The sequence below is a fragment of the Streptomyces griseosporeus genome (genome assembly GCF_014656055.1).
Taxonomy (GTDB): domain Bacteria; phylum Actinomycetota; class Actinomycetes; order Streptomycetales; family Streptomycetaceae; genus Streptomyces; species Streptomyces griseosporeus.
Window position 1 is genome coordinate 1 of the sequence record NZ_BNBR01000003.1, and the last position, 13,080, is coordinate 13,080.

12 protein-coding genes and 1 rRNA gene are annotated in these 13,080 nt (G+C 69.8%); 3 read left to right on the forward strand and 10 right to left on the reverse strand.

Going from position 1 to position 13,080, the window contains the following annotated elements; genetic code table 11:
- The 4 genes from IE308_RS14770 to thyX all read right to left on the reverse strand — a co-directional run.
- Positions 1 to 60 (reverse strand): 16S ribosomal RNA (locus tag IE308_RS14770); the annotation flags it as partial.
- Positions 61 to 566: 506 nt separating this feature from the next.
- On the reverse strand, positions 567 to 2,252 hold the full coding sequence (locus IE308_RS14775; protein ID WP_110631431.1) for a ribonuclease J: 1,686 nt from the start codon (positions 2,250 to 2,252) through the stop codon (positions 567 to 569).
- 156 nt (positions 2,253 to 2,408) lie between these two features.
- Positions 2,409 to 3,308: a 4-hydroxy-tetrahydrodipicolinate synthase gene (gene dapA, locus IE308_RS14780; RefSeq protein ID WP_110631428.1), complete on the reverse strand. Its 900-nt coding sequence runs from the start codon at positions 3,306 to 3,308 to the stop codon at positions 2,409 to 2,411.
- A gap of 211 nt (positions 3,309 to 3,519) precedes the next feature.
- Complete coding sequence (gene thyX, locus IE308_RS14785; protein WP_373314504.1) at positions 3,520 to 4,254, reverse strand: FAD-dependent thymidylate synthase; 735 nt, start codon at positions 4,252 to 4,254, stop codon at positions 3,520 to 3,522.
- Positions 4,255 to 4,398: 144 nt separating this feature from the next.
- Between thyX and IE308_RS14790 the strand changes: the two genes are divergently transcribed.
- Positions 4,399 to 4,638, forward strand: coding sequence for a hypothetical protein (locus tag IE308_RS14790; protein WP_190218332.1), 240 nt, complete (start codon positions 4,399 to 4,401; stop codon positions 4,636 to 4,638).
- A 90-nt stretch (positions 4,639 to 4,728) separates the two neighbouring features.
- Positions 4,729 to 5,283 (forward strand): SCO5741 family PH domain-containing membrane protein, encoded by a 555-nt coding sequence (locus IE308_RS14795; protein WP_190218333.1) that lies wholly within the window; start codon positions 4,729 to 4,731, stop codon positions 5,281 to 5,283.
- A 58-nt stretch (positions 5,284 to 5,341) separates the two neighbouring features.
- On the opposite strand, the gene IE308_RS14800 is transcribed toward IE308_RS14795, so the two are convergent.
- The 5 genes from IE308_RS14800 to rpsO form a co-directional block, all read right to left on the reverse strand.
- Entirely contained in the window at positions 5,342 to 5,785 is a 444-nt protein-coding gene (locus tag IE308_RS14800) for a tetratricopeptide repeat protein (RefSeq protein ID WP_110631420.1), read from the reverse strand.
- Positions 5,786 to 5,798: 13 nt separating this feature from the next.
- On the reverse strand, positions 5,799 to 6,551 hold the full coding sequence (gene dapB, locus IE308_RS14805; RefSeq protein WP_190218334.1) for a 4-hydroxy-tetrahydrodipicolinate reductase: 753 nt from the start codon (positions 6,549 to 6,551) through the stop codon (positions 5,799 to 5,801).
- A 26-nt stretch (positions 6,552 to 6,577) separates the two neighbouring features.
- Positions 6,578 to 7,957, reverse strand: coding sequence for a M16 family metallopeptidase (locus IE308_RS14810; RefSeq protein WP_110631414.1), 1,380 nt, complete (start codon positions 7,955 to 7,957; stop codon positions 6,578 to 6,580).
- Positions 7,954 to 10,167: a polyribonucleotide nucleotidyltransferase gene (locus tag IE308_RS14815; protein ID WP_110631410.1), complete on the reverse strand. Its 2,214-nt coding sequence runs from the start codon at positions 10,165 to 10,167 to the stop codon at positions 7,954 to 7,956. Before IE308_RS14815 ends, IE308_RS14810 begins: the two co-directional genes overlap by 4 nt.
- Before the next feature lie 333 nt (positions 10,168 to 10,500).
- The gene (gene rpsO, locus IE308_RS14820) at positions 10,501 to 10,788 is read right to left on the reverse strand and encodes a 30S ribosomal protein S15 (RefSeq protein ID WP_004982702.1); all 288 of its coding nucleotides are present in this window, start codon (positions 10,786 to 10,788) and stop codon (positions 10,501 to 10,503) included.
- A gap of 267 nt (positions 10,789 to 11,055) precedes the next feature.
- On the opposite strand from rpsO, the gene IE308_RS14825 reads away from it, so the two are divergent.
- Positions 11,056 to 11,331, forward strand: coding sequence for a DUF397 domain-containing protein (locus tag IE308_RS14825; protein ID WP_110631407.1), 276 nt, complete (start codon positions 11,056 to 11,058; stop codon positions 11,329 to 11,331).
- A 61-nt stretch (positions 11,332 to 11,392) separates the two neighbouring features.
- Here the strand turns inward: IE308_RS14825 and eccD are convergent, their stop codons facing one another.
- Positions 11,393 to 12,901, reverse strand: coding sequence for a type VII secretion integral membrane protein EccD (gene eccD, locus IE308_RS14830; protein WP_190218817.1), 1,509 nt, complete (start codon positions 12,899 to 12,901; stop codon positions 11,393 to 11,395).
- Positions 12,902 to 13,080: the final 179 nt, after the last annotated feature.

Genomic DNA, 13,080 nt, shown 5'->3' on the forward strand with positions numbered 1-13,080 from the left:
TTGCATGTGTTAAGCACGCCGCCAGCGTTCGTCCTGAGCCAGGATCAAACTCTCCGTGAATGTTTACTCGGCCAGAAAATTAATTCAGCCGGTGCACACATCACGAGAGCGGAACAGTCAGGCGGAATAGGCCCGACCGTTCACAGCGTCCTCGCTGTGTTTTTTCAAAGGAACCTCGACCATCGGAAACCCGATGGACGGGGTATCAACATATCTGGCGTTGACTTTTGGCACGCTGTTGAGTTCTCAAGGAACGGTCGCTTCCTTTGTACTCACCCTCTCGGGCTTTCCTCCGGGCTTCCCTTCGGTCTTGCGTTTCCGACTCTATCAGATCTTTTCTCGACCCGATTTCCTCGGTGCTTTCCAGGTTCCCGCTCTCGCGTTTCCCTTTCCGGCGGCTCCGACTTTATCAGAACTTCTGAGTCGGATTTCCCGCCCCTCCGGGAGACGTGCCCGGCGCACGAGGCGGCCGGGTTCCCAGCTGGGGCGGAGCCGTAAACGTACTGGAGCGGGGCGCCCCGATGCAAATCGAGGGACCCCGCTCCGGGTTCACACCTGTCGGTGCGTCAAACCTCCACGACCACCGGGAGGATCATGGGCCGGCGGCGGTAGTTGTCCGAGACCCACTTGCCGAGGGTGCGGCGGACGAGTTGCTGCAGCTGGTGCGGCTCGACGACGCCGTCCTGGGCCGAGCGCTCCAGGCTCTCGGTGATCTTCGGGAGGACCTCGTCGAAGGCCGAGTCCTCGATGCCGGAGCCTCGGGCCTGGACGTGCGGACCACCCGTGATCTTGCCGGTGGAGGAGTCGATGACGACGAAGACGGAGATGATGCCTTCCTCGCCGAGGATCTTCCGGTCCTTCAGGGCCGGCTCGCCGACATCGCCGACGGAGAGGCCGTCGACGTAGACGTACCCGGCCTGGACCTTGCCGGAGATCTTGGCCTTGCCCTCGACGAGGTCGACGGTGACGCCGTCCTCGGCGATGACGATGCGGTCGTGCGGGACGCCGGTGAGGGCGCCCAGCTCGGCGTTGGCGCGCAGGTGGCGCCATTCGCCGTGGACCGGCATCAGGTTCTTCGGGCGGCAGATGTTGTAGAAGTACAGCAGCTCGCCCGCGGAGGCGTGGCCGGAGACGTGGACCTTGGCGTTGCCCTTGTGGACGACGTTGGCGCCCCAGCGGGTCAGGCCGTTGATCACGCGGTAGACCGCGTTCTCGTTGCCCGGGATGAGGGACGACGCCAGGATCACCGTGTCGCCGTCGACGATGCGGATCTGGTGGTCGCGGTTGGCCATGCGGGACAGGGCGGCCATCGGTTCGCCCTGGGAGCCCGTGCAGACCAGGACCACCTCGTGGTCCGGGAGGTCGTCGAGGGTCTTGACGTCCACGACCAGACCCGGCGGGACCTTCAGATAGCCGAGGTCGCGGGCGATGCCCATGTTGCGGACCATCGAGCGGCCGACGAAGGCGACCCGGCGGCCGTACTCGTGTGCCGCGTCCAGAATCTGCTGGATGCGGTGGACATGGCTGGCGAAGCTGGCCACGATGATGCGCTTGCGGGCGCCGGCGAAGACCTGCCGCAGGACGCTGGAGATGTCCCGCTCGTGCGGGGTGAACCCAGGGACCTCGGCGTTCGTGGAGTCGGTGAGGAGGAGGTCGATGCCCTCCTCGCTCAGCCGGGCGAAGGCGTGGAGGTCGGTGAGGCGGTTGTCCAGCGGCAGCTGGTCCATCTTGAAGTCGCCGGTGTGGACCACCATGCCCGCGGGGGTGCGGATGGCCACGGCCAGCGCGTCCGGGATGGAGTGGTTGACCGCGATGAACTCGCAGTCGAAGGGGCCGACGCGCTCGCGGTGTCCCTCCGCCACCTCCAGGGTGTACGGGCGGATCCGGTGCTCCTGTAGCTTGGCCTCGATCAGGGCGAGGGTCAGCTTGGAGCCGATCAGCGGGATGTCCGGCTTCTCCCGGAGGAGGAAGGGGACACCGCCGATGTGGTCCTCGTGCCCGTGGGTGAGCACGATGCCCTCGATGTCGTCGAGGCGGTCCCTGATGGACGAGAAGTCCGGCAGGATCAGGTCGATTCCGGGTTGCTCCTCCTCGGGGAAGAGCACTCCGCAGTCGACGATCAGGAGGCGGCCGCCGTATTCGAAGACCGTCATGTTCCGGCCGATTTCGCCGAGGCCGCCGAGCGGGGTGACACGCAGGCCCCCCTTGGCGAGCGGCGGGGGCGAGCCGAGTTCGGGATGCGGATGACTCAAAAGACTCTCCTCACCACGCGCGCCACGTACCGGTCGGGCACGTGGCGCGCATGACGTTCGTGCAGAAGCAGTTGTCGTTGTGGGATGCGGGCACCGGTCGGCCCGCGTATTCAGTTGTGAAGTGCAGGTGCGCGGCAGCGCGCGCGAAGTCTGTTGTCAGAGCTGTACCCCGCCGGCGGCAAGATCGATCTTGAGCTGCTCGACCTCTTCCGGGGAGCACTCCACCATGGGTGCGCGCAGGGGGCCTGCGGGCAGGCCCTGCAGGCTCAGCGCGGCCTTGGTGGTCATGACGCCCTGGGTGCGGAACATGCCCGTGTAGACGGGGAGCAGCTTCTGGTGGATCTCGGTGGCCTTGACGACGTCGCCGGAGACGTACGCGTCGACGAGGGCGCGCAGGTCGGGGGTGACGACGTGGCCGACGACGGAGACGAAGCCGACCGCGCCCACGGAGAGCAGGGGCAGGTTCAGCATGTCGTCGCCGGAGTACCAGGCGAGGCCGGAGCGGGCGATGGCCCAGCTCGCGCGGCCGAGGTCGCCCTTGGCGTCCTTGTTGGCGACGATCCGCGGGTGCTCGGCGAGGCGGACGAGCGTCTCGGTGTTGATCGGGACGCCGCTGCGGCCGGGGATGTCGTAGAGCATGACCGGCAGCCCGGTGGCGTCGGCGACGGCCTTGAAGTGCCGGTACAGGCCCTCCTGCGGGGGCTTGTTGTAGTACGGCGTGACGACGAGCAGGCCGTGGGCGCCGGTCTTCTCCGCGGTGCGGGCCAGCTCGATGCTGTGGTGGGTGTCGTTGGTGCCGACACCGGCGACGACGTGGGCCCGGTCGCCGACCGCCTCCAGGACCGCTCGTACGAGATCCGCTTTCTCCGCGTCGCTGGTGGTGGGGGACTCGCCCGTGGTGCCGTTGATGATCAGGCCGTCGTTGCCTGCGTCCACCAGGTGGGCGGCGAGCCGCTGAGCGCCGTCGAGGTCGAGTGCGCCGTCCGCCGTGAAAGGCGTGACCATGGCGGTGAGGACCCGCCCGAAGGGGGTCTGCGGAGTGGAGGTCGGAGCCATGGGTTACACGCTACTCGTTGCTCACCACGTGGTCTGCCCTCGGGGTGTCGGGAAAGTCAGGACAAAGGTGGAGCCCGGCACTGCCTGCTCGGGGGTTCAAGCAGTGCCGGGTCCGTTTGATCAGGCTAGATGAACTTCTCTAAATGCCGCAATCCGGACACTTCGTGAGGCTGAACCGTACATCTGTGCCCGGGTGAGGAACGGGGGTGCGTTACGGCGCCACACGGCCGTTCGCGTTGAAGGCGGCGTAGGTGAGCGGCATGAGCGCGGCCCACTCGGCCTCCATCTTCTCGCCGACCATCTCGATCTCCCGCTGCGGGAACGACGGCACCTTCGCCAGCTCGTGCTGGGTGCGCAGGCCGAGGAAGTGCATCAGGGAGCGGGCGTTGCAGGTGGCGTACATCGAGGAGAACAGGCCGACGGGCAGGACCGCGCGGGCGACCTCGCGGGCGACGCCGGCTTCCAGCATCTCGCGGTAGGTCCGGTAGGCCTGGCGGTAGGAGTCCTGCATGGCCTCGCTGGTGAGCTGGTACTGCTCGGGGGTGCCCTCGACGAACCGGTACTTGCCCGGGCGGCCCTCCTGCACCAGCTTGCGCGAGGTGTCGGGGACGTAGAAGACGGGCTGCAGCTCCCGGTAGCGGCCGGACTCCTCGTTGTAGGACCAGCCGACGCGGTGCCGCATGAACTCGCGGAACACGAAGATCGGGGCGCTGATGAAGAAGGTCATCGAGTTGTGCTCGAAGGGGCTGCCGTGCCGGTCGCGCATCAGGTAGTTGATCAGACCCCGGGAGCGCTCCGGGTCCTTCTTCAGCTCGTCCAGGGACTGCTCCCCCAGCGTCGACACACGAGCGGCGAACAGCACGTCGGAGTCGGCCGCGCTGTGCTTCACCAACTCCACGGTGACGTCGCTACGGAACTCGATCTTGAAGTCATCGTCGGAGATCACGCTTGGGGGGCCTTTCCCGTCTCGTCTTGGCGACGCCACTTTACCCAGCGAAATGAGGGGCCGATCGCGGGCACCTTTCCGACGATTCGTTCGTCTTCCGGGGTGAGATCATCCGCTCTGCCCCAGAAGGGAGAGGTACCCCCGATGTCCGGTCGGCGTGAACCCGTCCCGTTCGCCTTCCTCGCCGAGGCCGACAGGTTCCGCAGCAATGTCACTCCCCCGCCCCCTGAGCGGGCCTCCGCCGGGCAGATAGCCGGGCGCTGGCTGCTCGGGCTGACCATCGTGGCGGCGCTGGTGGGGTCGCTGGTGCTCGGGATGCCGGCCCTGTCCCTCGACCACACCTCCACGCCACCTCAGCAGTCCCAGGCGTCCCAGGGACACTGACTCCATCCGGCCCCCGATGGTGGTGAGCGGGGGCACAGGCGGATAGCCTCACCGGCTACAGCCCATGCCTGGAGCGAGTGAGGACCAGCCGTGCCCCTGCCCTTCCTGACGGCCGACCGCGCTTTCGACACCGCCGACGACGTCGCCCTGCCGTACGAGGACCGCGACCGCTGGCGGCGGCCCTACCGGCCCGGGCCGTGGCGGGTGGCCGCGGCGGCGCTGTGGCTGCTGCTCGCCTCGTACGTGCTGTTCGCGGCCGTCGTCATCGCGCTGACCGGCTCGGTCGGCGGGGCCGGGGTCGTCTTCGGGATCGCGCTGCTGGTCATCGGCGCGGCGCTGCGGCTGCTGCGGATGGGTGTGTGGGTGAGCCCGCACGGGCTGCGGCAGGTCGGTTTCCTCGTGACCCGGACCGTGCCGTGGGAGCAGGTCGTCGCCGTGCGGACGGTGCAGCAGCCGGTGCGCTGGCTCGGGCTGCCGCGGGCCGTGCAGGGGCAGGCGCTGCTGCTGGTGCGGCGGGACCGGGCCGCGGACGCGGTGCCGCCGTTGATGACCACGCACAACGCGGACTTCCTGGCGCGTGCCGAGGCGTTCGACCGGGCCGCGGACATGGTGGAGGCGTGGGCCGCGGAGAACGCTCACGGCTGATGGAGTTCATGGCTCGGGCCCGGTCCGTGGTGTGCGGACCGGGCCCGAGCCATGAGAGTCACCGTGGGGCGTCGTGCAGGGCGATCGCCCGTTGCATCGCCTTGCGGGCGCGGGGGGTGTCGCGGGCGTCGTGGTAGGCGACCGCGAGGCGGAACCAGGAGCGCCAGTCGTCCGGGGCCGCCTCCGTCTCCGCCTTGCGCTTGGCGAAGACCTCGTCGGCCGAGTCGCGGTCGATCCGGCCGCTGGGCAGCCGGCGCAGTTCGTCGGCGGGGAGGCCACCCTCGGCTTCCAGTTCGGCCGCGAGGGCGTTGGCCCTGCGGACGAACTGGGTGTTCTTCCACAGGAACCACACGCCGATGACCGGCAGGACCAGCACCGCCACGCCGAAGGTGACGGTGAGGAGCGTGCCGGACTGTATGAGCATCACGCCACGGCTGCCGACCAGGACGAAGTAGAAGACCAGGACGGCCGCGGTGACGGCGTAGGAGATCTTGGCGCGCATGACGGTCGGTGGCTCAGCTCAGGTCCAGGAAGTGTTCCAGGCCGAACGTCAGGCCCGGGGTGCTCACCACGCGGCGGGCGCCCAGCAGGATGCCCGGCATGAAGCTGCTGTGGTGCAGCGAGTCGTGACGGATCGTCAGGGTCTCGCCCTCGCCGCCGAGCAGCACCTCCTGGTGGGCGAGCAGGCCGCGCAGGCGGACCGCGTGCACCGGGATGCCGTCGACGTCCGCGCCGCGGGCGCCGTCCAGGGCGGTCTGCGTGGCGTCCGGGGCGGGGGCCGTGCCCGCCTCGCGGCGGGCGGCGGCGATGAGCTGGGCGGTGCGCGTGGCGGTGCCGCTGGGCGCGTCCACCTTGTTCGGGTGGTGCAGCTCGACGACCTCGACGGACTCGAAGTACGGGGCGGCGAGCTGCGCGAACTTCATCGTCAGTACGGCACCGATGGAGAAGTTCGGCGCGATGAGCACGCCCGTCTCCGGGGAGGCGGCCAGCCAGCCCTTCAGCCGGTCGAGACGCTCCTCGGTCCAGCCCGTGGTACCGACGACGGCGTGGATGCCGTGGCCGACGCAGTACTCGAGGTTGGCCAGCACCGAGTCCGGGGTGGTCAGCTCGACGACGACCTGGGCGCCGGTCTCCGCCAGCGTCTCCAGCTTGTCCCCGCGGCCGAGGGCGGCGACCAGCTCCATGTCCTCGGCGGCCTCGACCGCCCGGACGGCCTCGGAACCGATCCGGCCCCTGGCACCGAGGACCGCCACGCGCAGCTTGCTCATGTTCCTGCTTCCTAACCGGTGGTTTTTCAGGCGACCGCGTCGTGCAGCCGGGCGGCCTGCTTGTCCTTCAGCGGGCCGATGACCGACAGCGACGGGCGCTGTCCGAGCACGTCACGGGCGACCTCGCGGACCTCGTCCGGGGTGACCGCGGAGATCTTGGCCAGCATGTCGTCGACGGACATCTGCTCGCCCCAGCACAGCTCGCTCTTGCCGATGCGGTTCATCAGCGCGCCGGTGTCCTCCAGGCCGAGGACAGTGGAGCCCCGGAGCTGGCCGATGGCGCGGCCGATCTCGTCGTCGGACAGACCGTGCTCGGCGACGTGGTCGAGCTCGTCGCGGCAGATCTTCAGCACGTCGTGCACCTGCGAGGGCCGGCAGCCGGCGTACACGCCGAACAGGCCGCAGTCGGCGAAGCCGGAGGTGTAGGAGTACACGCTGTAGGCCAGGCCGCGCTTCTCGCGGACCTCCTGGAAGAGCCGGGAGGACATGCCGCCGCCGAGGGCGGTGTTCAGCACGCCGAGCGCCCAGCGGCGGTCGTCGGTGCGGGCCAGGCCGGGCATGCCGAGGACGACGTGTGCCTGCTCGGTCTTGCGGCCGATCAGCTCGACGCGGCCCGCGGTGCGCAGGGCGCGCCGGCCGGAGCGCGGGGCGATGGGCTCGGCCCCGGTGTCCTTGAGGGCGCCCGCCTTCTCGAAGGCCGCGCGGACCTGCCGTACGACCTTGGCGTGGTCGATGTTGCCGGCGCAGGCGACCACGAGGTGGGTCGGGTCGTAGTGCTTCTTGTAGAAGCGGCGGATGCGGTCGGCGGTGAGGGCGTTGACCGTGTCGACCGTGCCGAGGACCGGGCGGCCGAGGGGGTTGTCGCCGAACATCGTGTGCGCGAACAGGTCGTGCACGCAGTCGCCCGGGTCGTCCTCGGTCATCGCGATCTCTTCGAGGATCGCGCCGCGCTCCACGTCGACGTCCTCCTCGCGGATGAGCGAGCCGGTCAGCATGTCGCAGACGACGTCTATGGCCAGCGGCAGGTCGGTGTCGAGCACGCGCGCGTAGTAGCACGTGTACTCCTTCGCCGTGAACGCGTTCATCTCGCCGCCGACGGCGTCGAGGGCGGAGGAGATGTCCAGGGCGGACCTGCGCTCGGTGCCCTTGAAGAGCAGGTGCTCCAGGTAGTGCGTCGCGCCGTTCAGCGCGGGCGTCTCGTCGCGGGAGCCGACGTGCGCCCAGATGCCGAAGGTGGCGGAGCGGACGGAGGGCAGGGTCTCGGTGACGATGCGCAGGCCGCCCGGGAGGGTGGTCTTGCGGACGGTGCCGATGCCGCCGGTGCCCTTGATGAGGGTTTGGGTACGGGCGACGGCCCGCGCCTCCGAAGAGGGGCGGGCCGTCGCCTGGGAGCCGCGGGACGTCACTGGTCGGTGTCGTCCTTCTGCTCGTCGTCCTCGCCCTCGATGACCGGGACCAGCGACAGCTTGCCGCGGGAGTCGATCTCGGCGATCTCGACCTGGACCTTCTGGCCGACGCCGAGGACGTCCTCGACGTTCTCCACGCGCTTGCCGCCGGCCAGCTTGCGGATCTGCGAGATGTGCAGCAGACCGTCCTTGCCGGGCAGCAGGGAGACGAAGGCGCCGAAGGTGGTCGTCTTCACGACCGTGCCCAGGTAGCGCTCGCCGACCTCGGGCATCGTCGGGTTGGCGATGCCGTTGATCGTGGCGCGGGCGGCCTCCGCCGAGGGACCGTCGGCGGCACCGATGTAGATCGTGCCGTCGTCCTCGATGGTGATCTCGGCGCCCGTGTCCTCCTGGATCTGGTTGATCATCTTGCCCTTGGGGCCGATGACCTCACCGATCTTGTCGACCGGGATCTTGACGGTGATGATCCGCGGGGCGTGCGGGCTCATCTCGTCGGGCCGGTCGATGGCCTCCATCATCACGTCGAGGATGTGCAGACGCGCGTCGCGGGCCTGCTTGAGGGCCGCGGCGAGGACGGAGGCGGGGATGCCGTCCAGCTTGGTGTCGAGCTGGAGGGCGGTGACGAACTCCTTGGTGCCGGCGACCTTGAAGTCCATGTCGCCGAAGGCGTCCTCCGCACCGAGGATGTCGGTGAGGGTGACGTAGTGCGTCTCGCCCTCGATCTCCTGGGAGATCAGGCCCATGGCGATACCGGCGACGGGGGCCTTCAGCGGCACACCGGCGTTCAGCAGCGACATGGTGGAGGCGCAGACCGAGCCCATGGACGTCGAGCCGTTCGAGCTGAGCGCCTCGGACACCTGGCGGATCGCGTAGGGGAACTCCTCACGCGTCGGCAGGACCGGCACCAGGGCGCGCTCGGCGAGGGCGCCGTGGCCGATCTCGCGGCGCTTCGGGGAGCCGACGCGGCCGGTCTCGCCGGTGGAGTACGGCGGGAAGTTGTAGTTGTGCATGTAGCGCTTGCGGGTCACCGGGGAGAGGGTGTCCAGCTGCTGCTCCATGCGGAGCATGTTGAGGGTGGTGACGCCCAGGATCTGGGTCTCGCCACGCTCGAACACTGCGGAACCGTGGACCCGCGGGATGGCCTCGACCTCGGCGGCCAGCGTGCGGATGTCGGTGACACCGCGGCCGTCGATGCGCACCTTCTCCTTGATCACGCGCTCGCGGACCAGCTGCTTGGTGAGCGAGCGGTACGCGGCGGAGATCTCCTTCTCGCGGCCCTCGAACTCCGGCAGGAGCTTCTCGGCGGCGAGCTGCTTGACGCGGTCCAGCTCGGCCTCGCGCTCCTGCTTGCCGGCGATGGTGAGCGCCTGGGCCAGCTCCGGCTTGACCGCGGCGGTCAGGGCCTCCAGCACGTCGTCCTGGTAGTCCAGGAAGATCGGGAACTCGCCGACCGGCTTGGCGGCCTTGGAGGCGAGGTCCGACTGGGCCTTGCAGAGGACCTTGATGAAGGGCTTCGCGGCCTCCAGACCGGCGGCGACGACCTCCTCGGTGGGCGCCTCGGCGCCGCCCTCGACCAGCTGGATGGTCTTCTCGGTGGCCTCGGCCTCGACCATCATGATCGCGACGTCGCCGTCCTCCAGGACGCGGCCCGCGACGACCATGTCGAAGACGGCGTCCTCGAGCTCGGTGTGCGTCGGGAAGGCCACCCACTGGCCGCGGATCAGCGCGACGCGGACGCCGCCGATCGGGCCGGAGAAGGGCAGGCCGGCCAGCTGCGTGGACGCGGACGCGGCGTTGATCGCCACGACGTCGTACAGGTGGTCGGGGTTGAGGGCCATGACCGTGCAGACGACCTGGATCTCGTTGCGCAGGCCCTTCTTGAAGGACGGGCGCAGCGGGCGGTCGATGAGGCGGCAGGTGAGGATCGCGTCCTCGCTCGGCCGGCCCTCACGGCGGAAGAAGCTGCCGGGGATCTTGCCGGCGGCGTACATCCGCTCCTCGACGTCGACCGTCAGCGGGAAGAAGTCGAGCTGGTCCTTGGGCTGCTTGGAGGCGGTGGTGGCCGACAGCACCATGGTGTCGTCGTCCAGGTACGCCACGGCGGAGCCGGCGGCCTGCTTGGCCAGGCGGCCCGTCTCGAAGCGGATGGTGCGGGTGCCGAAGGCGCCGTTGTCGATGACGGCCTCGGCGTAGTGGGTCTCGTTCTCCACTAGCGTTTTCTCCTCGTCTTCGTCCCTCCTCGCCCGTGTGGCGGGGGGACGGTGGCGGAGAAGCGCTCCGTTGTGCGGGCCGGTCTTCGATCGAAGCACCCGGGGCTCGCTTCCCCCCGGGGGCCACTACCGAGGACCGGCGGCGGCGAGGTGCGCTTCTCCTCGTCTGTGTGCGTGCTGTCGGACTACCCGCTTCGGGCAGGTCTCATCACGCTGTGTCGTACATGTTGCTCGTGCGTTGTGCTACCACACTACAAAGCGTGGGTGACACCGCGCACGTACAGCAAAGGGAGCGGCCCCCCGGCTTGCGGGAACCGCTCCCTTCACGGCGTCTTACTTGGCGCCCGCCGCACCACGGCGGATGCCGAGGCGGTCGACCAGCGCACGGAAGCGCTGGATGTCCTTCTTGGCGAGGTACTGCAGCAGGCGGCGGCGCTGACCGACCAGGATCAGCAGACCACGACGGGAGTGGTGGTCGTGCTTGTGGGTCTTGAGGTGCTCGGTCAGGTCCGAGATCCGGCGGGACAGCAGAGCGACCTGGACCTCGGGGGAGCCGGTGTCACCCTCCTTGGTACCGAACTCGGAGATGATCTGCTTCTTCGTAGCGGCGTCGAGCGACACGCGTACTCCTCATAGTCTTGAGTGGCCACCGAGTGCCCCCGGTCTACGTCTCGGGGGAGCTTCCGTTACTCGGGAGGCGGGGATCCGCTGGGCGCGGCCTCCAGGGCCTGAACGGCTTCCGGGGGTGCGTACACAAACGGCCGTCACTCAGGGTACCAGGCCTGTGCGGGGGCTCCTGACCCGGTCCGGTGAACCGCCCGGACGGGCCGGGGGCGGCCACTAGGGTGAGGACCGCACCGTTGGTACGTCGGGAAGGGGTCGCTGGGCATGGCGGAGACGGCTGAGGAGATCAAGGCGCGCAAGGAGCGGGAGCGGGACGAACTGTACGCGCTCGACATCTCCGGCGTGGAGTGGCAGTGCGCGCCCGGCACCGAGGACCACGAGGAGCGTGTCGAGATCGCCTACCTGCCGGGCGGGGCCGTGGCCATGCGGTCGTCGCTGGACCCGGACACCGTGCTGCGGTACACGGAGGCGGAGTGGCGGGCCTTCGTGCTGGGGGCGCGGGACGGCGAGTTCGACGTCGAGCCGGAGCCGCAAAACTGACAGCGGACAGAAAGGAGGGGCGGTACGCGTGTGCGTGCCGCCCCTCTTCTTTGTCGCGGCGCTAGCTGGTCATCGCCCGTGCCTGCGCGTACACGTCGAAGACGGCGAGGGCCAGCGGGATCAGGGTGAGCAGGACGAAGCTCTCGGCGATCTCCAGGAAGCGGCCCCAGAAGGGGGTGACGCCACGCTTGGGGGTGATCAGGCCGATCGCGGTGACCAGGGCGGTGGCCGCGGCGACGGCCGCGACGAGCCAGACGCTGCGGATGTCGAGGGCGGTGGTGTCGCCCTGGAAGGCGTCGATCAGGTAGTCCCGCGGCGGGTTCAGGGCGAGCCCGAGGCCGAGGAAGACGATGGCGGCGAGGCCCGCGGCGAGGGTGGCGCCGACCTGCGCGGTGTAGCGGAAGAGGTGGGCGCGCATCAGCATCGCGACGCCGGTGGCGAGGGCGAGCAGCTGGGCCCAGGCGTTGCTGGAGAAGCCGAGCACGATCGAGGCGCCCACGGAGACCAGGGCGCAGCCGCCGACCAGGCCGATGAGCAGCTCGTGGCCGCGGCGGGCCTGGGCGGCGATGCGCTCGCCGTCGATGGGCTCCTGGCCGCCGCTCTCGCCGGTGTCGTAGCCGCCGCGGGAGGGGTTGGGCGGTTCGAAGCCGATGGGCAGCCGGGCGAAGCGCATGGACAGGCCGGGCAGGAAGGCCAGCGCGACGACGGACAGGGGCGCGCAGACCGCGGCGGTCTCGATGGGCCGCAGGTGGGTGAGGATCGCGATGAAGGTGGTGACCAGGCCGATCGCGGAGGCGAAGACGAACGCCACGAAGGGTCCGTCGCCGCCGGGCGAGACCAGGGTCAGGACGACGGAGGCGACCAGGACCGCCGTGCAGGCGAGCAGGAACTGCAGCCGTCCGATGCCCTGGTGCTCGGCGAGCGGCAGCAGCCCGGAGCCGGCGACGGCGACGTTGGGCAGGGCGCCGAGGCCGAGGGCGACGGCGGAGCCGCGGTCGTCGTAGACCCGTGCGCGGACGCAGGCGATGACGACCAGGAGGAGGCCGGTGACGCCGGCCAGGACGCCCTGGAGGCTGTGCATGTCGTGGCGGATCTGGGAGCTCCAGGCCACGAAGGCGAGCAGCGCCGGGAGGATGCCGCCGGCGACGAGGCCGGCCGCGCGCGTCAGGTCGCCGCTCCACAGGGCGCGGTCGCGGGTGACGGCGGAGGCGACCGCCTCGGAGACGTCGTCGAGGACGGCGGGCGGCAGCGACTCGGCGAACGGGCGCAGGGTGAGCAGCTCGCCGTCGAGGATGCGCTGCGCGGTGAAGGAGCGGGCGCCGTCGAGGACGGTGCCGTCCCGGCGGACGAGGTGGTAGCCGACGGGCGCGCCCTCGTCCGGGCTCTGCTGGGAGAGCCGCAGGATCTCCGGGTAGAGGTCGGCGACCGGTACGTCGTCGGGCAGTGCCACGTCGATACGGCTGTCCGGCGCCACGATGGTGACGCGGCAGAAGCCGAACCCCGTGCCGGCTCCGGAAGGGGCTCCGGTGCCCGGTTGCCGGGTCGCGCCGGCCGGCGCGGAGGCCGTCATGCTCACCTGCTGTTCCCCCTCGTCGGTGGTGGGCCGCACGCGGTGCCGCCGCGCGCGTTCCGCCCGTAAAAATCCTGTGTAGGTTGTGCGGCTCCGTCCGCACCACCGGGCTGCCGCGCGGTGTGACCCGGGGCCCGGTGGACGGCGCTTGATTCGAACCGTTGCGGATTGCCCGTTTT